Source organism: Streptomyces sp. NPDC007907 (assembly GCF_042959365.1).
GTDB lineage: Bacteria > Actinomycetota > Actinomycetes > Streptomycetales > Streptomycetaceae > Streptomyces > Streptomyces indiaensis.
Genome location: NZ_JBIBKR010000007.1, coordinates 69,364 through 96,085, shown reverse-complemented (window position 1 = coordinate 96,085; position 26,722 = coordinate 69,364). Strand labels below are relative to the sequence as shown.

Sequence of the window (26,722 nt, the reverse complement as noted above, 5' to 3'; positions counted from 1 at the left end):
ACAATCCAGCCAGCATCCGCACACCGATCACCCAGGCATCGAGGAGCACGCGCCATGTCCGAATCACAGAAGGTGGCCGACCGGTCCGACGCCGCGCCACCGGCGGCGAACAGCGTCGACCGGTTCTTCAGGGTCTCCGAGCGAGGGTCCACCTTCGGCCGGGAGATCCGCGGCGGCTTCGCCACCTTCTTCACGATGGCCTACATCCTTGTCCTGAATCCCATCATTCTGGGCAGCGCGAAGGACAAGTTCGGGCACCAGCTGGACGCCGTCCAACTCACCACCGCCACCGCCCTGGTGGCCGCCGTCATGACGATCGTCATGGGCGTCGGCGGCAACCTGCCCCTCGCGCTCGCCGCCGGACTCGGCCTGAACGCCGTGGTCGCCTTCCAGATCGCCCCGCTCATGAGCTGGGACGACGCGATGGGCCTGATCGTCCTCGAAGGCCTGCTGATCTGCGTGCTGGTGGTGACCGGTCTGCGCGAGGCCGTCATGCACGCGATACCCCAGCCGCTCAAGCAGGCGATCAGCGTCGGCATCGGCCTGTTCATCGCCTTCATCGGCTTCGTCGACGCCGGGTTCGTCAGCCGCATCCCCGACGCCGCGAACACCACCGTGCCCGTTCAGCTGGGCGGCACCGGCACCCTCGCCGGCTGGCCGATGCTGGTCTTCTGCCTCGGTGTGCTGCTGACGATCGGGCTGCTCGCCCGCAAGGTCAAGGGCGCCATCCTGATCAGCATCGTCACCATGACCGCGCTGGCGGTGGTCATCGACTCCCTCGCCGACATCAAGTCCTGGGGCCTCACCACGCCCGCCTGGCCGGACAAGCTCGTCGACACCCCCGACTTCGGGCTCCTCGGCGACTTCGACCTGTTCGGTGCCTTCAGCGCCCCCGGCGTCGGCGTCATCACCGTCGTCCTGCTGATCTTCACGCTGATCCTGTCCGACTTCTTCGACACCATGGGCACGGTCGTCGGCATCAGCGCCGAGGCGGGCCTGCTCGACGACGAGGGCAAGGTCCCGAACCTCGGCCGGGTGCTGCTCATCGACGGTGCCGCCGCGGTGGCCGGCGGTGCGGCCTCCGCCTCCTCGGCGACCTCCTACATCGAGTCCGCCGCCGGTGTCGGAGAGGGCGCGCGCACCGGCTTCTCCAACCTCGTCACCGGCGGCCTGTTCGGCCTCGCGCTGTTCCTCACCCCGCTGCTCACCATCGTCCCGCTCCAGGCCGCCGCCCCGGCCCTGATCGCCGTCGGCTTCCTGATGATGACCCAGGTCAAGCACATCGACTGGGACCGCTACGACATCGCCATCCCCGCGTTCCTCACCATCGCCGTGATGCCGTTCACCTACTCCATCACCAACGGCATCGGCGCCGGCTTCCTCGCCTACGTCGTCATCAAGACCGTGCTCGGCAAGGCCAAGGAGGTGCACTGGCTGCTGTGGGGGACCTCGGCGCTGTTCCTGGTGTACTTCGCGATCGACCCGATCGAGCAGCTCCTGGGCGCGAAGTGACGCCGGACGCGCGGTGACACGAGGACGGGCCGCCCCCGGGGGGAAGGGGGCGGCCCGTCTCGTCCGTACAGACGGCGTATCGGCGGCGGAGGTTCAGTGGCGGCGGCTCAGTCCTTCAGTGCCGCCTGCATCATCGCCTTGGCGACCGGCGCCGCGAGCCCGTTGCCGCTGACCTCCGAGCGGGCCGCGCTCGACTGCTCCACGACCACCGCCACGGCAACCTCCTTGCCCGTGGAGTCGGACTTGCCGTACGAGGTGAACCAGGCGTACGGCACCTGGCTGTTGTTCTCGCCGTGCTGGGCCGTACCCGTCTTGCCGCCCACGGTCGCGCCCGGTACCTGCGCGTTCGTGCCCGTGCCCTTGCTGACGACCGTCTGCATCGCCGACTGCAACTGCTCCGCGGTGGAGGAGCTGACGATCTCCTTCGAACCGGCGTCGTCGTAGTCCTCCAGCACATCGCCCCCGCTGTCGGTGATCTGCGAGACCATGTGCGGCGAGACCAGCTTGCCGCCGTTGGCAATGGCCGCCGACACCATGGCCATCTGCAGCGGCGTGGCCGTGACGTCGAACTGGCCGATGCCCGTCAGGGCCGTCTGAGACGGGTGCATGTCCGACGGATAGACGCTCGTGTAGGCCCGGACCGGCACATCCAGCGCGTCGTCGTTGAAGCCGAACTTCTCCGCCATCGCCTTCACCTTGTCCTGGCCCAGCTTCACGGCCATCTTGGCGAAGACGTTGTTGCAGGAGTACTCCAGCGCCGTACGGATGGTCGCGTCGGTGCAGGGCGCGTTCGGGTTCTCGTTCGTCAGGTCCCGGCTGGTGCCGGGCAGCGTGTACGGGTCCGGGCTGTCCGTCCTCTCGTCCACCGACGAGTACAGCCCGTCCTCCAGCGCGGCCGCCGCCACGACCAGCTTGAACGTCGAACCGGGCGGCAGCGGCTGCCGCAGCGCGCGGTTGACCAGCGGCTTGTCCGGGTCGGTGGTGAGCTTCTTCCAGGCCGACCCCGCCGTGTTGGCGTCGGTCAGGGAGGAGGGGGCGTACGACGGCGTCGACACGACCGCGAGGATCTTCCCGGTCTTCGGGTCGACGGCGACGGCCCCGCCCTTCTTGTCACCGAGCGCGTCGTAGGCCGCCTTCTGCACGCCCGGGTCGATGGTCGTGACCACGTTGCCCGGCTCGGCCCGCTGATTGGTGAGCGTGTCCAGCACGGACTTGAGCCGGCTGTCCGTGCCGTTGAGCAGATCGGTGTAGATGCCCTCCAGCTGAGTCGGGGCGTACGCCTGCGACGCGAAACCCGTCACCGCCGCGTACAGCGGGCCGTCCGTGTACGTCCGCTTGTACCTCAGGTCGCCCGTCTTCGTCGGCGCCGAGCCGGTGACCGACCGGCCGCCCACGATGATGTTGCCGAGCGGCGCCGAGTACGTCTCGATCGCGTTCCGCCGGTTGTCCTTGTCGTCTGCCAGCGCCCGGCCCTCGTAGAACTGCACCCAGGTCGCCCTGACCAGCAGAGCCAGTACCAAGAGCAGCGAGAAGACCGAAGCGCGCCTGATCGTCTTGTTCATTCCGAACAGGAGGACGAACCGCACCGGGCGGATCGTTCCCGTCCGTCCCGGTTTCTCATCCAGAGGCCGGTTTTCTCATCCGCCGTTCAGAAACCCGGCTTCGTACGCGGCGATCACCGCCTGGGTCCGGTCCCGGGTGCCGGTCTTGGCCAGGACCGCCGCGACATGGGATTTCACCGTCGCCGGGCCGACCTCCATCCGGCGGGCGATCTCCGCGTTGGTCAGGCCCCGCGCCATGTGCCGCAGCACCTCGCCCTCCCGTCCCGTGAGCTTCGCCACCCACGCCGGCGGTGCGGGGTGCGCACGGGCGTGCTCGGTGGCGAGGGTGCGCACGGCCGCCGGGAACAGCAGGCTGTCGCTGCGCGCCACCAGCCGGACCGCCTGCACCAGCGCGTCGGCGTCCGCCCGTTTCAGCAGGAACCCGGCGGCTCCGGCACGCAGCGCGTCGTACACGTAGGAGTCGTTCTCGAAGGTGGTCACGACGACGATCCTGGGCGGGTCGTCCATCGTGGCGAGGATCTGCTCGGTGGCGCGGATCCCGTCGGTCTCCGGCATCCGGACGTCCATGAGGACGACGTCCGGCCGCAGCTCCCGCACGGCCGCCACCGCCTCGGCACCCGTGGCGGCCTCGCCCGCGACCTCCAGGTCCGGCTCGGCGGAGAGGATGGCGCGCAGCGCGGTGCGCACCATGCGCTCGTCGTCGGCGAGAACGACACGGATCGGATCGGGGCGGGACATAAGGGGCCTCTCATACGGGGTCACTCACACGGGTCCACTCATGCGGGTTCACTCATGCGGGACGGGACGGGACGGGACGGGTCGGGGCGGGTCCTCCCGTGCCCGTCCTTCTCCTGCGGGACGGGTCGGGCGGGTCCTCCCGTGCCGGTCCTTCTCGCTGGACGGGTCGGGCGGGCCTCCACTGCCCGTCCTTCTCTGCGGACGCGTCGGGCGGGTCCTGGCGAGCGGCCCCTCTCACGCCGGCCCCCTCAGCGGCAGGCGTGCGTGCAGGCGCCAGGTGTGTGCGGCGGTCGCTCCCGCCGTGGCCGTGCCGCCCAGCAGCCTCGCCCGGTCCGCGATGCCCCGCAGGCCGTGGCCGCCGCCGGTGCGGGAGGGGGCGGGGCCGGTCACCGGGTTCTCCACGGTGATCTCCAGCTCCCCGCCCGCCACCGCGATCCGCACCTCCACGGCGGCCCGCTCACCGGCGTGCTTGAGGGCGTTGCTCAGCCCCTCCTGCACGATGCGGTAGGCCTCACGGGACAGCAGCAGTGGCAGCGCCTCCGGGTCGGCGTCCACCGTGGCGCTCACCCGCTGTCCCCCCGCCCGTGTGCGCCGCAGCAGACCGTCGAGGTCGGCGGCAAGGGTCGGCCCCGGGGCCGTGCCGGGGGCGTCGCCCTCGCGCAACACAAAGAGCACGGCGTCGAGTTCACCGACCGTACGCCGGGTCGTCTCCTCGATCGCGGCGAGGGCCTCGCGGACGAACTCCGGGTCGGAGTCCAGGACCCGGCGGGCCGCGCTCGCCTGCAGGGTGACCGCGCTCAGGGCGTGGCCGACGGAGTCGTGCAGTTCCCGCGCCAGCCGGTTGCGCACGGCGAGGTCGGCCGCCCGCGCCTCGGCCGCCGCCAGCCGCTCCCGGGGCGTGGGGCCGAGCAGCAGGGGCGCCCAACGGGCCAGCAGCGCGCCGCACCCGGCCGCACAGCCGGCGAGGGCCACGAGCGAGAGCGCCCCCACGACCGGGGCGAGCGCCAACACCCAGGCATGGTCGAAGACTTCGGGCAACCCGAGCCGGTCGCCGCGCACCCCCACGAGGAGCGGCAGCACGATCAGCGTGACGGCGAACGGCGGCAGCGCCAGCGACATCCCCGCGATGATCCCGCCGAACCCCAGATGCAGCGTGAACCACGCGGCCGTACGGCCCTTCTCGCCTCGCGTGCGCGCCGGCCCGGAGGCGAGCCGCTCCGCGTCCACCCCGCACAGCCAGCGCACGGCGCCCGACTCCAGCGGCCGGGTCAGCGGGAACAGGGAGGTGACGGCCGCGAGCGGCAGACCCAGGCCGAACGAGGCGAGTTGCAGGGGGAAGGAGCCGAAGACGTCGTCGGAGCCGGTGACCGGGCCGATGACCACCGAGCCGACCAGGACGTACGGCATGGCCAGCGCACCGCCGAGGATCAGATGGATCCAGCGCAGGCGCGCCCGTCGGCCGAACAGCAGCCGGGCGACTGCGCTCACGCCGCCCGCCGCGCGGCCCCGGCCGAGCGCTCCGCGAAGTGGTAGGCGCCGATGGCGGCGACCAGCAGGCCGACGAGCATCTGGCCACAGTAGGCGAGGTTCATCAGCGGTGTGGCACGGTCGGAGAGGTCCGCCGGACCGCCGAGGGATGCCAGCGTCAGCCAGCCGCCCCAGCAGGCCACGGCCCCCGAACCGACCCAGGCGAGCGCGAGCGGCACCGCCACGGGCAGGGCCCGGCCGCGCCGGAAGGCCAACAGCAGTGCGCCGCCGACCGCCGCGAGCAGGAACACGACGAACAGGGCTTCCAGCACGTAGAACTCACCGCCCCGGCCCGCCGCCCGGCCCGTGCTGAGCCCGGCGGGGACGCCGCAGGCCCACAGGGCGTGGAGAGTGAGCGGCGGCAGGGCGAGCACGGCGGCGGCCACGGCGAGGGCCCGGTGGGCCGGCCCGACGGCGCCGACCGGCAGGTCCCACACCCGCCCGCACCACAACCGCCCCCAGCGGTCGCGCGCGTAGAGCACGAAGAGCCCGCCGAGGGCGAGACCCTGCGCGATGAAACCCGTGTACACGACGGTGAACACCCACTCGTCCAAGAAGGCCTCACGGCCCGCCGACGAGGCGCCGCCCCCGCGGGACGCCCGCACCACCAGCTGCGCCGGGAACCCGGCCATGACGGGCGCGAGCAGCCCGGTCGCGACCCACACCGGGAACGCGAGCAGCCACGCGGGCACCTTCAGCCCCCACGGCCGGGTCAGCACCAGCGCCAGCACGATCACCGCGCTGTCCAGCAGGACCGAGAGGCCGTTGATCGCGGCCATGGTGAGACGGTCGTCGAGCAGCGGGCTGCCCTCGGGGATCCCGACGTGACTCCCTGCGACCCAGGCGGCCTTGAGGGCGAGGTACGGCACACAGGAGACGACGGCGACGGCACGGAGGACCCGCCGGGTGCGGCCGGGACCGGCGGCCGGGCGCGGGGCGGTGAGCGGAGCGAGCGACTGCGTCATGCGATCAGGCTCCCGCGCGGGCGGCCGCGGGCGCCTCATGCCCGGCGACGATCCGTCTCCGCCGGGCGGGGGAGGGCGGCTCAGCCCTCCAGCATCAGCACCTTCTCCTCGATCTCGGCACCGCGGGCGGCCGCGTAGCCGGTGGCCGTCGCCACGACGCGGAACCCGCACTTCTCCAGCACCCGCAGCGACCCCGCGTTGTCCGACGCCGCACGCGCGTACAGCGGACGCTCGGGAACCTCGGCGAGCAGCGCCCGCAGCGCCTGGGTGGCGATGCTCTTGCCCCAGTACGCGCGGTCGACCCAGTACGTCACCTCGCGCTCACCCGGCACCCCGTACACCCCCGCGCTGCCGACCACGTCCCCGTCGGCCAGGACCGTACGGATGACGACATCGGGCGACGAGCGCATCCGAGACCAGCGGGTGTCGAAGGCGGCCCGGTCGGTCGGATCCTCCGGGGTGAAGGCCGCCATGGTCAGCGACTCGGGGTCGTTCATCTGCCGGAAGAAGACCGGCAGATCGCTGTCGTGGACCTGGCGCAGCTCGACATTCATGCCTCAGAGCCTACGGGTGGCCAGTGTCAGCCGGTCCCGTGCGTCGAAGAGCGCGTCCTTGACCAGTTGCTCGTGCGCCGGGGTCAGCCGGGCCACCGGCACCGAGCAGCTGATCGCGTCCCGCGCCGGCGTGCGGTACGGGATCGCCACACCGAAGCAGCGCAGCCCCAGGGTGTTCTCCTCGCGGTCCACGGCGAAGCCCTGCTCGCGCACCTGGTGCAGCTCCTCGATGAGCTTCTCGCGGTCGGTGATGGTGTGCTCGGTCAGCGCGGGCAGCGTCTCCGGGAGCATCTTGCGGACCTGCTCGTCCGAGTACGTGCTCAGCAGGGCCTTGCCGAGGGACGTCGAGTGCGCGGGCAGCCGGCGGCCGACCCGGGTGAAGGGGCGCAGGTAGTGCTGCGACTGGCGGGTGGCGAGGTAGACGACGTTCGTGCCGTCGAGGCGGGCGAGGTGGATCGTCTCGGTCGTGTCGTCCGAGAGCCGGTCCAGGGTCGGGCGGGCCGCCGCGACGACCTCGTCACCGTCGATGTACGACGTGCCCACGAGCAGCGCCCGCACCCCGATGCCGTACCGCGTGCCCGTCGCGTCCGTCTCCACCCAGCCCAGCTCGACCAGGGTGCGCAGCAGCATGTAGAGGCTGGACTTGGGATATCCGACGGCCTCCTGGACCGCCGCGAGGCTGTGCATGCCGGGGCGTCCGGCGAAGTATTCGAGCAGTTCAACCGTTCGCACCGCGGACTTGACCTGCGCCCCGCCGCCCGTCTCGCCAGCCGACATCGCCCTTGACCCCTTCGTTGGACGGGAAATAGTCTCCACAGCGTATTCATCATCAGAGACAGCGTTCAGTATATCGAACATGCCTGGTGGATGACCCCGTACTGCGGCATTACATGTGGAGGGACCCGCGGTGGCAGCAGCACCAGTCTGGAGTGTCGACCCCCGAACCGGGAAGCAGCGTGAACAGGTTGCGGTGGAGGCCACAGCCCAGGAGGTGGACGCCGCCGTCCGTGCCGCGCACGAGGCCCGCGGGGCGCTGGCCGACCGCACGGTCCGCGTGGCCTTCCTCCGCACCGCCGCGGACGAACTGGAGGCGGCCAACAACGGTTTGGTCGAGACCGCCGACGCCGAGACCGCGCTCGGCCCGGTCCGGCTGACCGGCGAGCTCGCGCGCACCTGCTACCAGCTGCGCGCCTTCGCGGACATCGTCGACGAGGGCGCCTTCCTCGACGTCGTCATCAACCACCCCGACGACACCGCGACCCCGCCGATCCCGGACCTGCGCCGCTACAAGGTGCCGCTGGGCGTCGTCGCCGTCTACTCCGCGTCGAACTTCCCCTTCGCCTTCTCGGTCGCCGGCGGCGACACCGCGAGCGCCCTCGCGGCCGGCTGCCCGGTCGTCGTCAAGTCCCACCCGGACCACCCGGCCCTGTCCGAGTACGTGGCCAAGGTGCTGCGCCGCGCCGCCGCCCGGCATGACATCCCCGCGGGCGTCGTGGGCCTGGTCCACGGCTTCGAGGCGGGCGTCGAGCTGATCAAGCACCCGCTGGTCGCGGCGGCCGGCTTCACCGGTTCCGTGCGCGGCGGCCGGGCGCTCTTCGACGCGGCGGCGGCCCGCCCCGTCCCCATCCCCTTCCACGGCGAGCTGGGCTCCCTGAACCCGGTCGTCGTCACCGAGGCCGCGGCGGCCGAGCGGGCCGAGGCGATCGGCGCCGGCCTCGCCGGCTCCATGACCCTGGGCGTCGGCCAGTTCTGCGTGAAGCCGGGCCTCGTCCTGGCGCCGGCCGGATCCGTGGGCGACGCCCTGCTCAAGTCCCTGACCGACGCCGTCAGCGACACCGACGCCGGGGTCCTGCTCGACCACCGCATGCGCGACAACTTCGTGGCCGGTGTCGCCGAGCGGGCCGAACTGCCCGACGTCGACTCCCCGGTCACCCCGGGCGCGGGCGGCGAGCACACCGTCAGCGCGGGCTTCCTCACGGTGCCGGCGAGCAGGCTGGCGGAGGAGGGCGAGCACGACCTGCTCCTGGAGGAGTGCTTCGGTCCGGTCACCGTGGTGGCCCGCTACGAGGACGAGGCGGAGGTCAAGGCCGTCCTGTCGCGGCTGCCGGGCAACCTGACGGCGACGGTGCAGCTGTCCGAGGAGGAGGCCGCCGGGCACGGCCGCGGCGCGGAGATCCTCGCGGAGCTGACGCCGCTGGCGGGGCGCGTGCTGGTGAACGGCTGGCCGACGGGTGTTGCCGTCGCGCCGGCGCAGCACCACGGGGGGCCGTACCCGGCGACGACGTCGACGTCCACGTCGGTGGGCGGGACGGCGATCGAGCGATGGATGCGGCCTGTTGCCTATCAGAACGCGCCTTCTGCTTTGCTTCCCGCCGAGTTGAGGGACGAGAACCCGCTGGGGCTGCCTCGTAGGTTCAACGGGCGTTTGGAGCGGTAGCGCCGTGAGGGTGCGGTGGAGTGCGGGCTGCGGGTTCGTCGTGGTTGATCGCGCCCACGCGGCGGAGCCGCAAATTGGCACAGTCCCGCGCCCGTGAGGGGCGGAGCTGGAAGAGTGGGGCGAATGGATCTGGAGATTCCCGAACTTCCCTTCGGTCTGCGTACGTATGGGCCCGATGGTCATTGGTCCTATGAGGACGGCGTGCTCACCGGGTGGGCCGGGGGGCGGCAGGATCGGTTCGTGCCGCCCACCGGTGAAGGGCTGGATCCCGCGTCCGACGCGCCCCGGCTCCTCGGGGCACCCGAAGGGGACTTCCAGCTGATCGCGAAGGTCACCGTCGGGTTCGGCGCGGCCTTCGACGCCGGGGTGCTCTACGTCCATGTGGGCGAGCGGGCCTGGGGCAAGCTCTGCCTGGAGTACTCCCCGGACGTGCCCACCGTCTGCACGGTGGTCACCCGAGGGCACTCCGACGACGCCAACTCCTTCACCGTGGAAGGCAGTTCCGTCTGGCTCCGGGTGAGCCGCACCGGCCGCGCCTTCGCCTTCCACGCCTCCCGCGACGGCGAACGCTGGACCTTCGTGCGCCTGTTCACCCTTGCCGACGAGAAGGAGACGGACGCGGCCCTGGTCGGCTTCATGACCCAGTCCCCGATGGGGGAGGGCTGCGTGGTGACGTACGACCACATCGAGTTCAGGCCCTTCTGGCCCGACGATCTGCGGGACGGCGGCTGAGGCCGGTCGGGGAACCGTTCGCGGGCGCGAGCACGTCGTGAATTCCATGATCAAGAACCGAGTGACCCCAGGCCGTGTGATCCGTACCGTCCTGCCCGCCGAGCTGGCGGACGTCGTCGCGCTGCACGCCCGGGCCCGGGCGACGTACTACCCCGACGGGGTGCCCCAGGACGGCACCGACTGGACTGAGGCCTGGCGCGGTGCCCTCACCCGGCCGGACGGGCGGGTCCTGTGCCTCGTGGAGGCGGGGCGCATGGTCGGCCTCGCCTCCTTCCGTACGCCCGAGGGCGTCCCGGCGGACGAGGTGAAGCTGTTCCAGTTCCACGTCGACCCCGGTCACTGGCGCCGCGGTGTCGGCACCGCGCTGCACGCCGCCTGCGTCGAGGAGTGGCAGGGCGACGGCAGGCGGACGGCCGTTCTCGACGTGCACGTCGACAACCGGCGGGCTCAGGGGTTCTACCGGCGGCAGGCCTGGGTCCCGGAACCGGCCGGGCCGGGAGACCACCACCTGCGGATGCGGCTCGTGCTGCCCGGGGAATGAAGCCCGCTGCTTGAACGTTCATCCACTCGGCGGAGGGAGTCTCCGTACCGTCCGACCTGGAGAGAGCCGAGACATGCGCGTCGAGATCTGGAGCGACATCGCCTGCCCCTGGTGCTACGTGGGCAAGGCCCGCTTCGAGAAGGCGCTGCGGGACTTCCCGCACCGCGACGACGTCGAGGTGGTGCACCGCTCCTTCGAGCTGGACCCGGGACGCGCCAAGGACGACATCCAGCCCGTGATCACGATGCTCACCAAGAAGTACGGCATGAGCGCCGCACAGGCCGAGGCCGGGGAGGACAACCTCGGGGCCCAGGCCGCCGCCGAGGGACTCGACTACCGCACTCGCGGCCGCGACCACGGCAGCACCTTCGACATGCACCGCCTGCTGCACTTCGCCAAGGAGCAGGGCCGCCAGGACCAGCTGCTCGACGGGCTCTACCGGGCCAACTTCGCCGAGGAGCGCTCCGTCTTCAACGACGACGAGCGGCTGGTGGAGCTCGCCGTGGCGGCCGGGCTGGACGCGCAGGCCGTGCGCACGGTGCTCGCCGACCCGGACGCCTACGCCGCCGAGGTCCGCGCCGACGAGCGCGAGGCCGCGCAGCTCGGGGCGAACGGCGTGCCGTTCTTCGTGCTCGACCGGAAGTACGGCGTCTCCGGCGCCCAGCCCGCCGAGGTCTTCGCCCGGGCCCTGGCCCAGGCGTACGGCGAGCGCCCGGCCCTGCGGATCGTCGACGGCGACGCCGACGCCTGCGGCCCGGACGGCTGTGCCGTGCCCCAGCACTGAAACACCCAGCTCGGAGCGCATGCATAAGCGCTGCTTGGTGGAGTTACGCAGAAATCGGCAATGGACGGGGAGATCCCGGGGACGCAGAGTGGTCCCATGGAGACCTTCGAGAACCTCGTCCGTGCCGAGTTCACCCCGAAGCACACCTACCTCAACACCGCGAGCAACGGGCTCCTGCCCGCCCGTACCGTCAGCGCCGTGCAGCAGGCGGTGCGGATGCGGGCCGAGGGCACGCCCCTGGGTCCCCTGTACGAGGACGTGGAGGCCGCCCGGGCGTCCTTCGCCCGGCTGGCCGGCGTTCCGGCCGAGCGGGTCGCGACCGGTGCGTCGGTCGCCGAGTACGGCGGGCTGATCGCCGCCTCGCTGCCCGCCGGTGCCGAAGTCCTCACCGCGGAGGCCGACTTCTCCTCGCTGGTGAACCCGTTCCACGTGCGCGGCGATCTCAAGGTGCGGGCCGTGCCCCTGGAGCGGCTCGCCGAGTCCGTCCGTCCCGGCACCGCGCTCGTCGCGGTCAGCGCCGCGCAGTCCGCCGACGGCCGTCTCGCCGACCTGCCCGCCGTACGGGAGGCGGCCCGGGCGCACGGCGCCCGCACCTACGTCGACGCCTCCCAGTCCGCCGGCTGGCTGCCGATGGAGGCCGACGCCGACGACTTCCTCGCCGCCGTCGGATTCAAGTGGCTCATGGGCCCGCACGGGGCCGCCTTCTTCGTCGCCCCGCCGGACTTCGGCGGACTCACCCCGCTGCTCGCCGGCTGGGTGGCCGGCGAGGTCCCCTGGGACAGCTGCTACGGACCCGTCGAGGAACTCGCCCACTCCGCACGGCGGTTCGACGTCAGCCCCGCCCTGTTCACCTACGCGGGGCTGCGCGCGTCCCTGGAACTGCTGGAGGAGATCGGGGTCGACGTCGTGCACGCCCACGACGTCGGTCTCGCGGACCGCTTCCGCACCGGGCTCGCCCGGCTGGGGCACGAGCCCGTGGCGGCGCCGGGCTCGGCGATCGTGTCGGTGCCGGGGCTCGGACACCGGCAGGGTGAGCTGAGCCGGTCGGGCATCGAGGTCTCCGACCGGGCCGGGAACCTGCGGGCCGCGTTCCACCTCTACAACACGCCCGCGGACGTCGACCGGCTCCTGGACGCGCTCGCGGCATGAGAAAACCGGGTGGGGCCTCCCGTCCCACACGAGGAGGCCCCACCCGGCAGCTCTGTCACACGGCCGTCTCACCGCTGACCGGCGGTCACCGGACCGGCGTGAAGTCCCGGGCTCCGATGAACTCCGGGCGGCGGATCGGGGCCGCGAAGGGCTCCACCGCCGTGTTCTCCACGCTGTTGAACACGATGAACACGTTGCTGCGCGGGAACGGCGTGATGTTGTCGCCGGAACCGTGCATGGCGTTGCAGTCGAACCAGGTCGCCGAACCGGCCTTGCCGGTGAACAGCCTGATGCCGTGCTGCGTGGCCATCTGGGTCAGCGCCTCGTCGGACGGCGTGCCCGCGTCCTGCATCTGCAGCGACTTCTTGTAGTTGTCCTTCGGCGTCTCACCCGCACACCCGAGAAACGTCTTGTGCGACCCCGGCATGATCATGAGCCCGCCGTTGGTGTCGTAGTTCTCGGTCAGCGCGATCGAGACCGACACCGTGCGCATCCGCGGCAGACCGTCCTCCGCGTGCCACGTCTCGAAGTCCGAGTGCCAGTAGAAACCACTGGCGCCGAACCCCGGCTTGACGTTGATCCGCGACTGGTGGACGTACACGTCCGAGCCGAGGATCTGCCGTGCCCGGCCGACGACCCGCTCGTCACTGACCAGTTTGGCGAACACCTCACTGATCCGGTGCACCTCGAAGACCGAGCGGATCTCCTTGGACTGCGGCTCGACGATCGACCGCTCGTCGGCACGGATGTCCGGGTCGTTGACCAGCCGGTTCAGCTCGTTGCGGTAGACGGTGACCTCGTCGTCCGTGATCAGCTGATCGATGGCGAGGAAACCGTCGCGCTCGAAGGACAGCAGGTCGCCGGGCACGATCGGCCCGGGCGCGTCGGGCGCGCCCCAGACGACCGGGTCCTGCCGCGGGGTGGGCACCTCGGTGGCACCACGGGTGGGGTAGAGGTCGGGGATACCGGCGGTGGTGGTCATGTCGGTGGTGGCGGTCATGGAAACGTCACACCTCCTCGGTGAGCAGCGGGTAGACGCCGTTCTCGTCGTGGTCCTCCCGTCCGGTCACGGGCGGGTTGAACACGCAGAGGCAGCGGAAGTCCTGCTTGACCCGCAGCGTGTGCCTCTCGTGCCCGTCCAGGAGGTACATCGTGCCGGGCGTGATCGTGTGGGTCAGCCCGGTCTCGTGGTCGGTCAGCTCGGCCTCGCCCTCCACGCAGACGACGGCCTCGATGTGGTTCGCGTACCACATCGACGTCTCCGTACCCGCGTACAGGATGGTCTCGTGCAGGGAGAAACCGACCTTCTCCTTGGCGAGGACGATGCGCTTGCTCTCCCACGTACCGGACGCCGCCTTCACGTGCCGGTCGGTACCTTCGATCTCCTTGAACGAACGGACAATCACGGTGCTGCGATGCCTCCTAGATGGGTGGTGCTTCTGGTTCGGTGTCAGGCGGTCTCGCGGACGGCACGGGCCAGGACGCTCAGGCCCTCGTCCAGTTCCTCGGGCGTGATGGTGAGTGCCGGGAGCAGCTTCACGACCTCGCTCTCCGGGCCGGACGTCTCGATGAGCAGCCCGAGCTCGAAGGCGCGCTTGGCGACCTTGCCGGCGCGGGCCTTGTCGTGGAATTCCATGCCCCACACCAGGCCGCGGCCCCGGTACTCCTTCACGTCGGCCAGGTTCTCCTCGGTGATGGAGATCAGCGCCTGCTCGACCTGCTCGCCGCGCTTGCGGGTCTGCTTCTCCATCGCGGAACCGTCGGCCCAGTAGGTCTCCAGGGCCGCGGTGGCCGTGACGAACGCCGGGTTGTTGCCGCGGAACGTGCCGTTGTGCTCGCCCGGCTCCCAGACGTCGAGCTCGGGCTTGAACAGGCACAGCGACATGGGCAAGCCGTAGCCGCTGATCGACTTGGAGACGGTGACGATGTCCGGCGTGATGCCCGCCTCCTCGAAGGAGAAGAACGCGCCGGTACGGCCGCAGCCCATCTGGATGTCGTCGACGATCAGCAGCATGTCCTGCCGCTCGCACAGCTCGGACAGGGCGCGCAGCCACTCGGCCCGGGCCACGTTGATGCCGCCCTCGCCCTGCACGGTCTCGACGATCACGGCAGCGGGCTTGTTGAGGCCCGAGCCCTGGTCCTCCAGCAGCCGCTCGAACCACAGGAAGTCCTCGACGGTGCCGTCGAAGTAGTTGTCGAACGGCATGGGCGTGCCGTGCACCAGCGGGATGCCGGCGCCGGCCCGCTTGAAGGCGTTGCCGGTCACGGCCAGCGAGCCCAGCGACATGCCGTGGAAGGCGTTGGTGAAGGACACGATCGACTCGCGCCCCTTCACCTTGCGCGCCAGCTTCAGCGCGGCCTCCACGGCGTTGGTGCCGGTCGGGCCCGGGAACATGACCTTGTACGGCAGGTCGCGCGGGCGCAGCAGCAGGTTCTGGAAGGTCTCCAGGAACGTGCGCTTGGCCGTGGTCGACATGTCGAGCCCGTGCGTGACGCCGTCCCGCTCCAGGTAGTCGATCAGCGCGCGTTTCAGGACCGGGTTGTTGTGCCCGTAGTTCAGTGACCCGGCACCGGCGAAGAAGTCGAGGTACTCATGGCCGTCCTCGTCGTACATGCGGCTGCCCACCGCACGGTCGAAGACGGTGGGCCAGCCGCGGCAGTAGCTGCGCACCTCGGACTCGACGGTCTCGAAGACGCTCAGGTCCGGCTGGGTGATGGTCACGACGAATCGCTCCTCGGTACGTGGGGAAAGTCTGTGGGACGGGAGTGGGGTGGGGCGGGAAGTCTCAGTGGGGCAGCGGGCCGATGCGGTAGAGCACCTCGGGGTCGTGCGGCCCGTCGGGGAACACGGCCGTGTCGAAGAGCACCTCGCGCTCCAGCCGGGCGCCGTGACGCTCGGCGAACGACGTGAACAGGCGCTCCGAGGCGGTGTTGCCCGGGGTGATGGTGGTCTCCACCGTGGTCACCCCGCGCTCGGCCGCGGTCCGTGCGACCAGGCCGTCGAGCAGCGCGGCGGCCAGGCCGCGCCCGCGGTGGGCCTCGTCCACCGCCACCTGCCAGACCAGCAGGGTGTGCGGGCTGTCCGGCCGCACGTACCCGGTGATGAAACCCATCGGCTCGCCCTGCTCGTCGCGGGCGACGGCCGTGGTGGCGGCGAAGTCCCGGCACCACAGCAGATAGCTGTAGGACGAGTTCAGGTCGAGAACCTTCGAGTCCTTCGCCATCCGCCACAGTGCGGCTCCGTCAGCCACGGTGGGACGGTCGATTTGCGGATCTGCTTGTACGGCAGTCATGCAAATTGAACTTACCCAGCGAAATTCAAAATTGCATCGTCGATCGGGGTTACATATGGGCCTCATCTGTGTTATCGCGCGAGCGCGAGGGCTCAGACAGTGAGGCGGATGTATGCCCGATATTGTCCCGGAAATACCGGGCATAGTGGTCACGGTGTGTAACGCGTCACAACCATGTAAGCCCCACAGGGCCCGCCGGAATTTCCCCTCCGGGTGTCCTCAAAATCTGCGCGTTTAGGAACGGGAAAAGCGGGCAGAAGAAGACGGGAAGCTTTTCTTGAGGGAATTCTTAATTGTGTGCCAGCTTACATGTGGGAAGTCGCGGAAAGCACGTGGAATTCAGGCCCCGGTCACTCCGTCGATACGTTCCCGCAGGAGATCGGCGTGACTGTTGTGCCGTGCGTACTCCTCGATCATGTGGATCAGCACCCAGCGCAGGCTGACCTCCATGCCGGGCACCGGCCCCTCCGCGACCCGCCCGATGTGGTCCAGCGGCAACCCGGCGCACAGCTCCCGCCCCCGCGCGATCTCCCCCCGCCAGATCCCGAGCGCCTCGTCCAGACCCCGCTCCGGATCCAGCGCACAGCCGGTCGCGTCCTCGAACACGGGCGGTACGGCGAGCCCGCCGGCCACCCGCTGGAACCAGTTCCGCTCGACCTCGGCGAGATGCTGCACCAGCCCGAGCAGGGTCAACGACGACGGCTCGGCAGCCGCGATCCGCACCTGGGCGTCGTCCAGCCCGGCGCACTTCAGCTCCAGCGTGGCCCGGTGGAAGTCCAGCCAGCTCTCGAGCATGGCCCGCTCGTCGCCCGTGAGCCGGGGGACGGGGCGGCCGTCGGGCAGGACGGACGGGGCGTCGGCAGGTGCGTCAGCAGGTGTGTCGGCGGTCATACGGGGAGCATGGCACGGGGCACCGACAACGGTGCCCCGGTGCACGACAGCCGACGGCTACCGCCACGCCCCCTCGACGGCACGCAGCGCCGCCTCCACGTCCACCGGCAGCCCCTGCTCGGAGAGCGCCACCCCCAGCGCGGCCAGACTCGCCCGCACCGCACCCGGCGTCGCGTCCGCACCGTAGTGGTTGACCCGGATCATCTCCTTGGCCAGCGCACCCCCGCCGGCCGCGAGCGGCACCGCCGGATCCGCCTCCAGCGCCCGCCGGACCAGCTCCGACGCCACCACCTGGGACGGTGCCCGCAGCGTCGTGGCGACGGGCGCCGCGTCCCGCGCCTCGTACACGTACGGCTCCAGCCCGCCACCCAGCGCGACCGCTCCGGCCCGGGCCGCCGCCGCGGCGGCCGCGTGCCGGGCCATCACGGCGTCGAGGCCGGCCGCCTCGATCCGCTCCACACAGGCCTCCAGCGCCAGCATATCCAGCTGCGCGGGCGCGTGCAGCAGCGCCTTGCGGCCGCCGTCGATCCACCGCTCCTTCCAGTCGAGGAGCGACAGGTACGACCGGCGCGGCGCCTTCGGGTTGGCCGCCATCCGCGCCCAGGCCCGCTCGCTCACCGACACCGCCGAGACACCCGCCGGACCACCCATCGCCTTCTGCGCTCCGATCACGCACAGGTCGACGCCCCACGCGTCCGGCAGCACCGGCTCGGCCCCGACCGACGCCACGGCGTCCAGGTAGAACAGCGCCCCGTGCGCCCGTACGACCTCGCCGATCTCCGCGACCGGGTTGGTGTTGCCCGTCGCCGCCTCCGCGTGCACCAGGGACACGAAGTCGATCTCCGGGTGCTCGGCGAAGGCCTGCCGGATCTGCTCGGCCGTGACCGCCGTGTGGAAGGGCACCGCCAGGTCGATCACCGTGGCCCCGCAGTCCCGCAGCCAGTCGCCGAAGGTCTGGCCGTACGGCCCCGTGACGACGTTCAGCGCCGTCGTGCCGGGACCGGCCGCGGCACGGATCGCGCCCTCCAGCGGCAGCAGCGCCTCACCCTGCATGATCACGACGTCCTGCTCGGTGCTCAGCAGCCGCGCCACACGGTCCTCGATGGCGGCGAAGCGGTCCGCGCCGAGCGGGGCCAGGTCCAGAAACGGATGCGTCACGGCAATGCTCTCTTCACTCACAGCAGGTTCGACCGCGTCGAGGGTAACCGGGCGCCCCCGGCCCCCTGTGCGGCGAGTCCCGCACACACCGGCCCCCGTCGATCGCCCGCGCCCGGCTCACTAAGGTGCGGTGCATGAGCGATCAGGTGGTGCTGCACGTGAAGGGGCGGGTGCTCGTCGGCCCGGAGGACGTCCGGGACGAGCTGTGGGTGGTCGACGGCCGCGTCTCCTACGACCGTCCCGCCGGCGCCCGTGACATCCGCACGGTCGCCGGCTGGGCCCTGCCCGGCCTCGTCGACGCGCACTGCCACGTGGGGCTCGACCGGCACGGTCCGGTCCCCGCGGACGTCGCCGAGAAGCAGGCCCTGACGGACCGGGACGCCGGCACCCTGCTCATCCGCGACGCCGGCTCGCCCTCCGACACCCGCTGGACCGACGACCGCGAGGACCTGCCCAAGATCATCCGCGCCGGGCGGCACATCGCCCGCACCCGCCGCTACATCCGCAACTACGCCTGGGAGATCGAGCCGGAGGACCTGGTCGCCTACGTCGCCCAGGAGGCCCGCCGCGGCGACGGCTGGGTCAAGCTGGTCGGCGACTGGATCGACCGCGACCTCGGCGACCTCTCGGCGTGCTGGCCCCGCGAGGCGGTGGAAGCGGCGATCGCCGAAGCCCACCGCCTGGGCGCCCGCGTGACCGCGCACTGCTTCTCGGAGGACTCCCTCCAGGACCTCGTCGAGGCGGGCATCGACTGCATCGAGCACGCCACGGGCCTCACCGAGGACCTCATCCCGCTGTTCGCGCAGCGCGGTGTCGCCATCGTCCCGACGTTGGTCAACATCGCGACCTTCCCGCAGCTCGCCGACGGCGGAGAGAGCAAGTTCCCCCGCTGGTCGGCCCATATGCGCCGGCTCCACGAACGCCGCTACGACACCGTGCGCAACGCCTACGACGCCGGGATCCCCGTCTTCGTCGGCACCGACGCCGGCGGCAGCCTCGCCCACGGTCTGGCCGCCGCCGAGGTCGGCGAACTCGTCACCGCCGGCATCCCGCCCGTCGAGGCCCTCGCCGCGGGCACCTGGACGGCCCGCACCTGGCTCGGCCGCCCCGGCCTTGACGAGGGCGCCCCGGCCGACCTCGTCGTCTACGACGAGGACCCGCGGGCCGACGTACGGGTACTGGCGGCGCCGCGCCGCGTGGTGCTGAACGGGCGCGTGGTCGGATAGTCATGACGGTGAGGGGGAACGCCTGCGCCGGGGAGATTCGAAAACGACCGTGATCCCGCCACGATGGAGTGAAGCGGCGTCAGATCGCTCAAGCCGCACGCGCGGCGCGGCGATTCACACCGGGACCCGAGTCGGTTTTCCTGGGAGTCCTGAACGTGAACAGCCTTTCCGTCCGCAAGCCCGCACTTCGTCTCGTGACCGTCGCGACGGCCACGGCCCTCGCCGCCGGACCCCTGGCGCTGACCGGTGTGAGCACGGCCCACGCCGCCGACGACCACGGCCGCGCGAGCGCCGCCGTACTGCGCACCGACCTGGACGTCTCCCCCTTGAACAAGCCGGTGAACGTCCCCCTCACCGTCTCCCTCAACGACGTCCAGGCCCCGCAGAGCGCCGAGAAGACCACGCTGACGGCCACGCTCGACGCGGTGGACGGCGGCCGGCCCTTCAGCGTGCTGCGCGCGGAGGTGGCCGATGCGAGGGCCACCACGACCCCCATGAAGGCCGAGGGGATCACGACCCTGGCCCACGCCCGCCTCCACGTCCCCGGCCTGCCGCTGCTGTCGCTGATCGAGGTCGAGCAGGTCACCGCCAAGGCCACCTGCGAGGTCGGCGAGAGCCCGGTCGCCACGACGGACCTGCCCGGCTCCGTGACCGTGCTCGGCAAGCGCGTGGCCCTGAACGGCCACGGCCCGGCGGAAGTCAGGGTGCCGGGCGTCGGCGAGGTGCGCCTGGACCTCGACAACACCCGGACCACGGCCCGCAACGCCGCCGCCACCGCCCTCGAACTCAAGGTGTCCGTCGACCCGTTGAAGCAGAACGTCGCGGAGGTCGACGGCACCGTCACCCTGGCCGAGGCGGCCTGCCGGACACCCCGGCCCGAGGTGGCCGAACCGGCCCCGGCCGAGCCGGCCGAGCCGGCCGAGGCGTCCGCCCCGTCCGCCGCGGTCGAGCCGCAGGGAGCACCCGCCGAGACGAACCTGGCCGAGACCGGCGGCAGCTCCGCCACGCCGTACCTCGTGGGCGTCGCGATTGCCCTGCTCGCTGTGGGCGGGGGAGTGCTGTCCCGGGTACGCCGCCGGGGCTGACCGCCGGCCGTCCGCGGCCGGCCGGCCGTCCGCGGCCGGCCGGCGGGGCACGGCCATCCTGCCCCGTCGGCCGGCCCGGGCGGCGGTCGGCATCCGAGGGCCCGGTTCACCTCCCCCGGGCCGGCTTCTTCGCTTCAGGTGCCGGCGGCCTGTGGGCCGCCCGTCACCGTGGCCTGCCCGCCCGCCGCCTCCCGGGTCTGCGTCCGGCCGAGACGGTGACGGCCGGGCACCTTGGGGGCTGAGGTGTCAGTCCGTCAGCGCTCGCCGCAGCGCTCGTAGAAACCCGTCGGTCGTGCTGCGGTCCCGCACCGCCAGCCGGAGCCACTTCTCGTCCAGCCCGGGGAACGTGTCCCCGCGGCGCACGGCGTAGCCGAGGTCGCGCAGGCGGCGGCGGACCGCGGACGCCCCGTCCACGCGGACCAGGACGAACGGGCCCCGCGCGGGCCCGGCCACCCGCAGCCCGGCCGGGGCGAAGCGGGCGAGGCCCGCCAGCAGGTGCGCGCGGTCCGCCGCGATGCGGTGCGCCGCGTGGGCCGCCTCCGCCAGGGCACGCGGCCCCACGCACGCCTCGGCGGCGGCCAGCGCCGGGGTCGACACCGGCCACAAGGGCTGCGCACGCTCCAGCTCCTCGATCGTCTCCGGCGCCGCCAGCACGTAGCCGATCCGCAGCCCCGCCAGGCCCCACGTCTTGGTCAGGCTGCGCAGCACCACGAGGCCGGGCACGTCGACCCGCCCGGCCAGGGCCTCGCGCTCGCCCGGCACCGCGTCCATGAACGCCTCGTCCACCACCAGCATTCGCCCGGGCCGGGCGAGTGAGGCGATCGCGTCCGCCGGGTGCAGCACCGACGTCGGGTTCGTCGGGTTGCCGATCACCACCAGGTCCGCGTCCTCGGGGACCGCCGCCGGGTCCAGCCGGAAGCCGTCCGCCTCCCGGAGCAGCACCCGGCCGACCGTGTGCCCCGCGTCCCGCAGTGCCGCCTCCGGCTCCGTGAACTGGGGGTGCACGACCACCGGCCGCCGCACCTTCAACGCCCGCGCCAGCAGCACGAACGCCTCCGCCGCGCCCGCCGTCAGCAGCACCCGCTCCACCGGCAGCCCGTGCCGCGCGGCCACCGCCGCCCGCGCGGCCCGCCCGTCCGGGTAGGCCGCGAGCCCGTCCAGGGACGCGGCGATGTGCTCCCGCAGCCAGGCGGGCGGCGTGTCCGCGCGGACGTTCACGGCGAGGTCGACGAGCGAACCGCCGTCGTCCCGGACCTCCGCGTCCCCGTGGTGGCGCAGATCGTGCCCGTGCTCAGTGCGCATGCGAGTGAGCGCCGTGGTGGTGCCCGTGACCGTGACCGTGGTGGTGGTCGTCGTCGTCCGGGTGGAAGTGCGGCTGCTGCGGCATGCCCACCTTGTCCTCGAAGCCCGGCAGCGCGATGCGGTACACGCACGAGTCGCAGTTCATCCGCAGATCGCCCTTGACGGCCTCCTCGTACCGCTCCCACACGAGGTCGAGCAGCTCCGGCTCCGGCCCGATGACGTCGGCCGACAGCACCTCCACGTCCGGGTGCGCGGCCGCCCAGCCCTCCGTCTGGTGCCGCACCCGGTCCGGCAGGATGCCCGTGAACAGGAAGTAGGGCAGGACCACGATCCGGCGGGCGCCCAGCCGCACACAGCGGTCCAGCCCGCTCGGCACGTCCGGCGCGGCCAGCGACACGAACGCCGTCTCGACGCCCGCGTAGCCGCGCCCCTCCCACAGCAGCCGGGCCGCCTTGTGCACCTCGGCGTTGGCGTCCGGGTCCGTGGAGCCGCGCCCCACCAGCAGCACCGTCACCTCGGACCGGTCGCCCGGCGAGCGGTCCGACGAGCCCAGGGCCTCGTCGAGGCGCCGCTCCAGCACGTTCAGCAGCGCCGGGTGCGGGCCGAGCGGACGCCCGTAGGTGTACGAGATGCCCGGGTGCCGCTCCTTCTCACGGGCCAGGGCCGCCGGGATGTCGCCCTTGGCGTGCCCGGCGGACACCAGCATCAGCGGGACGGCGGCGAAGCGCCGCACGCCCTGCTCGACCAGTTCGGTGACGGCTTCGCCGAGCGGCGGCGGGGACAGCTCGATGAAGCCGCCCGCGACGGGCAGTTCGGGGTGCCGGGCCCCCAGCTCCCGTACGAAGTCGCGGAACGCCTCGGCTCCGGCGTCGTCCCGGGTGCCGTGGCCGGCGATGAGCAGGGCGGGCGGGGTGGTCACAGTTTCTCCTCGGCGGAAGCGGGGTGGTACAGCAGGGCGTTGAGCGCGGCGGCGGCGACCGCCGACCCGCCCTTCTCGGACACGTTGCTCACGGCGGGCAGTCCGCTCTCGCGCAGCGCGGCCTTCGATTCGACGGCTCCGACGAAGCCGACGGGCAGTCCGATGACGAGTGCCGGGTCGGCGTCGAGCGTCAGCAGCTCCTCCAGCGCCGTCGGCGCGTTGCCGATCACCCAGAGGGCGCCGGGACCGACCTGCTCGTGAGCGAGCCGGATCGCGTGCGCGGAACGGGTCAGCCCGGGCCCGGACTCGGCGTCCTTGAGGCGGCAGACCGTCTCGCGCCGGGTGATGCCGGCGCCGACCATCTCGACGTCCACGACCACGGGAGCCCCGGCGTGCAGCGCCGCGTGCGCCTTCTCCAGGGCGGCCTCGTCCATGACGAGGTCGGTGGCGTAGTCGAGGTCGGCGGCGGAGTGGATGACCCGCTCCACGACCGCCCGGGTCAGCGGCGGGAAGTGCGAGGTGTCCAGCCGGGCCCGCAGGCGCCGGTAGGACTCCACCTCGATGGGATGGACGACGCGGTTCACTCGGCACCCTCCTGCGCTGTCTGCCAGCGGTAGCCACGCGGTGTCACCATGCGCCCCGCGATGTCCCGGGTCGCGGTGTTGCCCACGGTCACGACCGTCATCATGTCGACCGTCGCCGGGTCGAGCGCGCCCAGCGTGGTGAGCCGGCTGGACTCGTCCTGCCGCGAGGCGTTGCGCACGACCCCGACCGGTGTCTGCGGTGCCCGGTGCTCGGCGAGGATGCCCAGCGCCTTCGGGAGCTGCCAGTCACGGCCTCGCGAACGCGGGTTGTAGAAGGTGACCACGATGTCCGCCTCGGCCGCCGCCCGCACCCGCCGCTCGATGACCTCCCACGGTGTGTGCAGGTCGGACAGGCTGATCGACACGTGGTCGTGGCCCAGCGGCGCGCCCAGGATGGCACCGGCCGCGAGCGCCGCCGTCACGCCGGGCACACCGACCACGTCGATGTCGTCGGAGGCCTCGGCCAGCGCGGGGGAGGCCATGGCGTAGACGCCCGCGTCCCCGCTGCCGATCAGCGCCACGGCCTGCCCCTTGCGGGCCTCCTCGACCGCGGTGCGCGCCCGCTCCTCCTCGGCGCCGAGCCCCGACTCCAGGACCCGGGTGCCCGGCCGCAGCAGATCACGGATCTGGTCGACGTACTGGTCGAGCCCCACGAGCACGGAGGCGCGCCGCAGTTCGGCCTGCGCGCGCGGCGTCAGCAGGTCCCGGGCGCCCGGCCCGAGCCCCACCACCGCGAGCCGCCCGCGCCCCGGCCGCCGTACGACGGCACAGGTCGCCATCGCCGGGATCGCGGCCGACTTCCGCTTGGGGACGAGCAGTGCGCCCCCGCCGACGAGCGCGGCGGCCTCCGCGACGGACGGGGTGCCGACGGCGGCGAGCGGCGCGTCGGACGGATTGGGCACGTCGACCCCGGCCAGCTCCTGCGCGGAGTACGTCACGAGGGGCACCCCGAGCCGCCGCGCGGCCTCGACGATGCCGGTCTCCTCGGCCTTGGCGTCGACGGTGGCGAGTTCGGCGACGGACGCCACCGCCAGCCCGGCCTCCCGCAGGGCGTCCTCGACCAGTCCGAGGACCTCCTCGGTGGGGGCGCCCCTGGACGCCCCGACCCCGACGACCAGGGTCGGCGGACGCAGCACCACCTCGCGCTCGGCCGCCTCGACGAGCCGGTCGGTCAACCGGATCGTGTACGACCCCGCCTCCGCGACCGGCAGCGGCGGCAGCGGCCAGGCCACCTCGGCCCGCAGCGCCACCGCCTCACCGTCGAGCAGCGCCCGCGAGACCGCGGCGACATCGCCCTCCACGGGCAGGCCCAGGGTGTCCAGACCGGGCAGGTCCACGGCGTCCGTGGCCGTCGTCACCACCGGCTCGGCACCCAGCAGGTCACCCACCTCGAGGGCCAGTTCGTTGGCGCCGCCCGCGTGCCCGCCCAGCAGCGACACGGCGAACCGCCCGCCTTCATCGACGCACACCACACCCGGGTCCTCGGTCTTGCCGGACAGCAGCGGTGCCACCAGCCGCACCACCGCCCCCGTCGCCAGGAAGCACACGAGCTGCTCGCACTGCGCGAACGCGGTCCGTACGGCGTCCCCGACGGGACCCTCGTACACCCGGGTGCGGTCCGGCCACGCGGCGGCCAGCCGGTCCCGCGCGGCAGCTCCCGCCGCCGTGGCGGAAATGAGGCCGATCACTGAGCGACTCCTTCTTCGACGGCTGCCGGGGGCCGGACGCCCCACAGCAGGAAAACAGGGTTGGTCGACGCGAGCCGGGTCACGTCCCCGGGCAGCGGCGCGAGCCGCGAGGACTGCAGCAGCACGCCGTCGCAGCGCAGACCGGCGCTCGTCAGGGCCTCGCGCGCGGCCGGCACCCGGTCGAGCGCCGCCATCGCGACGACCACCGTGCGCCGGGCACGCCGCGCACACGCGGCGACGATCGCGGGCAGTCCGCGCCCGCCACCTCCCACGAACACGGCGTCCGGCGTCTCGGCGAGATCCGTCAGCGCGTCCGGCGCCGCGCCGTGCACCACGCGTACGTCCACGCCGTGCGCGGCGGCGTTGGCACGGACCCGCTCGACCCCGTCCGCGGTCTTCTCCACGGCGGTCACGGCCGCGCCCAGCCGCGCGCACTCCACGGCCACGGACCCCGAGCCCGCGCCCACGTCCCACACCAGGTCACCCGGGCGCGGCCCCAGCCGGGCCAGGGCCAGGGCCCGCACCTCGAACTTGGTGATCATCGAGTCCCGGTGGGCGAACTCCGCCTCGTCCAGGGCCCATCCGGCGGGCCGCTCCCCGGGCCCCGCGACCGTCCGCACGGGGCCGAGCGCCCGCGCCTGGTCCAGGCACAGCACCACGTTCACCGCCGTGCCCCAGTCCCGGGCGGCGGCCTCGGCGGGCGTCACCCGCTCCACGCGCTCCGCCCGCGAGCCCAGCCCGGAGGCGACGACCAGCACCCGTGGCACGTCCCGCAGCGCGGCACCCAGCTCCGCCGGACCCGCGCCCGGGCCGGTCAGCACGGCTGTCTTCGGCTGTGCCCGGCACACGTTGACGGCCGTCCGCAGCTCCCGGCCGTGGGCGCTCACCACCACGGCGTCGTCCCACGGCAGCCCGATGCGCGCGAACGCGGCGGCGACCGACGACACCCCGGGCCGCACGTCCAGCCGCTCCGGCCCGAACCGCTCGGCCAGCACCCGCACGATCCCGAAGAACCCCGGATCCCCGGACGCCAGCACGACGACACGGCCGCCTGCGCAGACCTGCTTCTCGACGGCGTCGAGCGCGGGCGCCAGCGGCCCGAGCACGACCCGCTCGGCCGACTCCGGCAGCCGTACGGCGTCCAGATGCCGCCGCCCGCCGACGACCAGCCCGGCCCCGGCCAGGACGTCCTCGCCCACCGGGACGCCGGTGCCGGTCCCGACCACGGTGATCATGTACTGGCACCTCGCTCACGCAGCGCTCTGCGGGCCTCCGGGTCGGCCTTGCGGTAGCCGTGGAAGTGACCCGGGTGGTACAGGTGCGAGCGCGTGCCGTGCGCGTCGAGCGCCGGGCCGACCAGGAACAGGGTGTGCTTCCAGAGCTTGTGCTCCTTGACCGTCTCCTCCAGCGTGCCGATCGTGCACTTCACGACGAGCTCCTCCGGCCAGGTCGCCTGGTACGCCACCACGACCGGCGTCGTCGTCGGGTAGCCGCCCTCCAGCAGCTCCCGCACCAGCTGCCCGCTGCGGGCGGCGGAGAGGAACACCGCCATGGTGGTGCCGTGCTTGGCGAACTCCCGGACCTCCTCCCCGGGCGGCATCGGCGTCTTGCCGCCGCCGAGCCGGGTCAGTACGACCGACTGCGCCACCTCCGGGATGGTCAGCTCGCGCTGGGCGAGGGCCGCGACGGCGGAGAAGGAGGACACCCCGGGCACGATCTCGGTCGCGATGCCGATCGCGGCGCACCGGTCGACCTGCTCCTGCGTGCCGCCCCACAGGGCCGGGTCGCCGGAGTGGATACGGGCGACCTTCAGCCCTTCGGCGCGGGCCCGCTCGTACACGGCGACGACGTCCTCCAGGGACATGGTCGCCGAGTCGAGGATCTCCGCGTCCGCACGGGCGTGCTCCAGGACCTCCTCCTGGACCAGGCTGGCCGCCCAGATCACGACGTCGGCCTCGGCGATGGCGCGGGCGGCACGGAACGTCAGCAGGTCGGCGGCGCCGGGGCCGGCACCGACGAAGGTCACTTTGCCGGCAGGGGCGTCGGCCATGGGATGGTCCTCTCGTACAGGGGGT

At 72.5% G+C, this 26,722-nt stretch carries 26 protein-coding genes; 8 read left to right on the top strand and 18 right to left on the bottom strand.

Annotation, left to right across the window (positions count from 1 at the left end; genetic code table 11):
• Window positions 1–54 precede the first annotated feature (54 nt).
• Complete coding sequence (locus tag ACFZDI_RS27710; RefSeq protein WP_391254018.1) at window positions 55–1,512, top strand: solute carrier family 23 protein; 1,458 nt, start codon at window positions 55–57, stop codon at window positions 1,510–1,512.
• A 107-nt stretch (window positions 1,513–1,619) separates the two neighbouring features.
• Here the strand turns inward: ACFZDI_RS27710 and ACFZDI_RS27705 are convergent, their stop codons facing one another.
• The 6 genes from ACFZDI_RS27705 to ACFZDI_RS27680 all read right to left on the bottom strand — a co-directional run bounded on the left by ACFZDI_RS27705 (window position 1,620) and on the right by ACFZDI_RS27680 (window position 7,635).
• A complete protein-coding gene (locus tag ACFZDI_RS27705) occupies window positions 1,620–3,074 on the bottom strand; it encodes a penicillin-binding transpeptidase domain-containing protein (RefSeq protein WP_391254512.1) in 1,455 nt (484 codons plus the stop codon).
• Window positions 3,075–3,149: 75 nt separating this feature from the next.
• Window positions 3,150–3,812, bottom strand: coding sequence for a response regulator transcription factor (locus tag ACFZDI_RS27700; RefSeq protein WP_234849943.1), 663 nt, complete (start codon window positions 3,810–3,812; stop codon window positions 3,150–3,152).
• Window positions 3,813–4,046: 234 nt separating this feature from the next.
• A complete protein-coding gene (locus ACFZDI_RS27695) occupies window positions 4,047–5,300 on the bottom strand; it encodes a sensor histidine kinase (RefSeq protein ID WP_234849526.1) in 1,254 nt (417 codons plus the stop codon).
• Entirely contained in the window at window positions 5,297–6,304 is a 1,008-nt protein-coding gene (locus tag ACFZDI_RS27690; protein ID WP_391254016.1) for a hypothetical protein, read from the bottom strand. Before ACFZDI_RS27690 ends, ACFZDI_RS27695 begins: the two co-directional genes overlap by 4 nt.
• A gap of 80 nt (window positions 6,305–6,384) precedes the next feature.
• Window positions 6,385–6,858, bottom strand: coding sequence for a GNAT family N-acetyltransferase (locus ACFZDI_RS27685; RefSeq protein WP_234849528.1), 474 nt, complete (start codon window positions 6,856–6,858; stop codon window positions 6,385–6,387).
• Window positions 6,859–6,861: 3 nt separating this feature from the next.
• Window positions 6,862–7,635 carry an IclR family transcriptional regulator gene (locus ACFZDI_RS27680; RefSeq protein ID WP_234849529.1) on the bottom strand — a complete coding sequence of 258 codons (774 nt, stop codon included), beginning with the start codon at window positions 7,633–7,635 and terminating at the stop codon, window positions 6,862–6,864.
• Between the two features lie 130 nt (window positions 7,636–7,765).
• Here ACFZDI_RS27680 and ACFZDI_RS27675 point away from each other — a divergent pair, with 130 nt between their 5' ends.
• The 5 genes from ACFZDI_RS27675 (at window position 7,766) to ACFZDI_RS27655 (ending at window position 12,501) form a co-directional block, all read left to right on the top strand.
• Window positions 7,766–9,295 (top strand): aldehyde dehydrogenase family protein, encoded by a 1,530-nt coding sequence (locus ACFZDI_RS27675; protein ID WP_391254013.1) that lies wholly within the window; start codon window positions 7,766–7,768, stop codon window positions 9,293–9,295.
• Window positions 9,296–9,418: 123 nt separating this feature from the next.
• Window positions 9,419–10,027 (top strand): DUF1349 domain-containing protein, encoded by a 609-nt coding sequence (locus ACFZDI_RS27670; RefSeq protein WP_391254011.1) that lies wholly within the window; start codon window positions 9,419–9,421, stop codon window positions 10,025–10,027.
• Between the two features lie 46 nt (window positions 10,028–10,073).
• Entirely contained in the window at window positions 10,074–10,568 is a 495-nt protein-coding gene (locus ACFZDI_RS27665) for a GNAT family N-acetyltransferase (protein WP_391254009.1), read from the top strand.
• 73 nt (window positions 10,569–10,641) lie between these two features.
• A complete protein-coding gene (locus tag ACFZDI_RS27660) occupies window positions 10,642–11,352 on the top strand; it encodes a DsbA family oxidoreductase (RefSeq protein WP_234849534.1) in 711 nt (236 codons plus the stop codon).
• Window positions 11,353–11,448: 96 nt separating this feature from the next.
• Window positions 11,449–12,501, top strand: a complete 1,053-nt coding sequence (locus tag ACFZDI_RS27655; RefSeq protein ID WP_391254007.1) for an aminotransferase class V-fold PLP-dependent enzyme — start codon at window positions 11,449–11,451, stop codon at window positions 12,499–12,501.
• Window positions 12,502–12,586: 85 nt separating this feature from the next.
• On the opposite strand, the gene thpD is transcribed toward ACFZDI_RS27655, so the two are convergent.
• From thpD to ACFZDI_RS27625, 6 genes are all read right to left on the bottom strand, one after another.
• Window positions 12,587–13,483: an ectoine hydroxylase gene (gene thpD, locus ACFZDI_RS27650; protein WP_234849551.1), complete on the bottom strand. Its 897-nt coding sequence runs from the start codon at window positions 13,481–13,483 to the stop codon at window positions 12,587–12,589.
• Window positions 13,484–13,508: 25 nt separating this feature from the next.
• Complete coding sequence (locus ACFZDI_RS27645; protein WP_234849536.1) at window positions 13,509–13,907, bottom strand: ectoine synthase; 399 nt, start codon at window positions 13,905–13,907, stop codon at window positions 13,509–13,511.
• A 44-nt stretch (window positions 13,908–13,951) separates the two neighbouring features.
• Complete coding sequence (ectB, locus tag ACFZDI_RS27640) at window positions 13,952–15,223, bottom strand: diaminobutyrate--2-oxoglutarate transaminase (RefSeq protein WP_234849537.1); 1,272 nt, start codon at window positions 15,221–15,223, stop codon at window positions 13,952–13,954.
• Window positions 15,224–15,287: 64 nt separating this feature from the next.
• On the bottom strand, window positions 15,288–15,794 hold the full coding sequence (ectA, locus tag ACFZDI_RS27635; RefSeq protein ID WP_234849538.1) for a diaminobutyrate acetyltransferase: 507 nt from the start codon (window positions 15,792–15,794) through the stop codon (window positions 15,288–15,290).
• A 339-nt stretch (window positions 15,795–16,133) separates the two neighbouring features.
• Window positions 16,134–16,685, bottom strand: coding sequence for a DUF664 domain-containing protein (locus tag ACFZDI_RS27630; protein WP_391254004.1), 552 nt, complete (start codon window positions 16,683–16,685; stop codon window positions 16,134–16,136).
• A gap of 57 nt (window positions 16,686–16,742) precedes the next feature.
• A complete protein-coding gene (locus tag ACFZDI_RS27625) occupies window positions 16,743–17,843 on the bottom strand; it encodes an aminotransferase class V-fold PLP-dependent enzyme (RefSeq protein ID WP_391254002.1) in 1,101 nt (366 codons plus the stop codon).
• Between the two features lie 134 nt (window positions 17,844–17,977).
• On the opposite strand from ACFZDI_RS27625, the gene ACFZDI_RS27620 reads away from it, so the two are divergent.
• Together ACFZDI_RS27620 and ACFZDI_RS27615 are read left to right on the top strand one after the other, a co-directional pair.
• Window positions 17,978–19,069 (top strand): amidohydrolase family protein, encoded by a 1,092-nt coding sequence (locus ACFZDI_RS27620; protein WP_391254000.1) that lies wholly within the window; start codon window positions 17,978–17,980, stop codon window positions 19,067–19,069.
• Between the two features lie 155 nt (window positions 19,070–19,224).
• A complete protein-coding gene (locus tag ACFZDI_RS27615) occupies window positions 19,225–20,154 on the top strand; it encodes an SCO1860 family LAETG-anchored protein (RefSeq protein WP_234849542.1) in 930 nt (309 codons plus the stop codon).
• 246 nt (window positions 20,155–20,400) lie between these two features.
• On the opposite strand, the gene cobC is transcribed toward ACFZDI_RS27615, so the two are convergent.
• Genes cobC through cobM form a run of 6 tightly spaced genes read right to left on the bottom strand, consistent with a single transcriptional unit; the run spans window position 20,401 to window position 26,697 of the window.
• A complete protein-coding gene (gene cobC / locus ACFZDI_RS27610; protein ID WP_391253998.1) occupies window positions 20,401–21,456 on the bottom strand; it encodes an Rv2231c family pyridoxal phosphate-dependent protein CobC in 1,056 nt (351 codons plus the stop codon).
• Window positions 21,446–22,375, bottom strand: coding sequence for a sirohydrochlorin chelatase (locus ACFZDI_RS27605; protein WP_234849545.1), 930 nt, complete (start codon window positions 22,373–22,375; stop codon window positions 21,446–21,448). The genes cobC and ACFZDI_RS27605 overlap by 11 nt, the downstream gene beginning before the upstream one ends.
• Entirely contained in the window at window positions 22,372–22,959 is a 588-nt protein-coding gene (locus ACFZDI_RS27600; RefSeq protein ID WP_234849546.1) for a precorrin-8X methylmutase, read from the bottom strand. The genes ACFZDI_RS27605 and ACFZDI_RS27600 overlap by 4 nt, the downstream gene beginning before the upstream one ends.
• On the bottom strand, window positions 22,956–24,647 hold the full coding sequence (cobJ, locus tag ACFZDI_RS27595; protein WP_391253995.1) for a precorrin-3B C(17)-methyltransferase: 1,692 nt from the start codon (window positions 24,645–24,647) through the stop codon (window positions 22,956–22,958). The genes ACFZDI_RS27600 and cobJ overlap by 4 nt, the downstream gene beginning before the upstream one ends.
• Window positions 24,644–25,882, bottom strand: a complete 1,239-nt coding sequence (cbiE, locus tag ACFZDI_RS27590) for a precorrin-6y C5,15-methyltransferase (decarboxylating) subunit CbiE (RefSeq protein ID WP_391253993.1) — start codon at window positions 25,880–25,882, stop codon at window positions 24,644–24,646. Before cbiE ends, cobJ begins: the two co-directional genes overlap by 4 nt.
• Window positions 25,879–26,697, bottom strand: a complete 819-nt coding sequence (gene cobM, locus ACFZDI_RS27585; protein WP_234849549.1) for a precorrin-4 C(11)-methyltransferase — start codon at window positions 26,695–26,697, stop codon at window positions 25,879–25,881. The genes cbiE and cobM overlap by 4 nt, the downstream gene beginning before the upstream one ends.
• Between the last annotated feature and the right edge of the window lie 25 nt (window positions 26,698–26,722).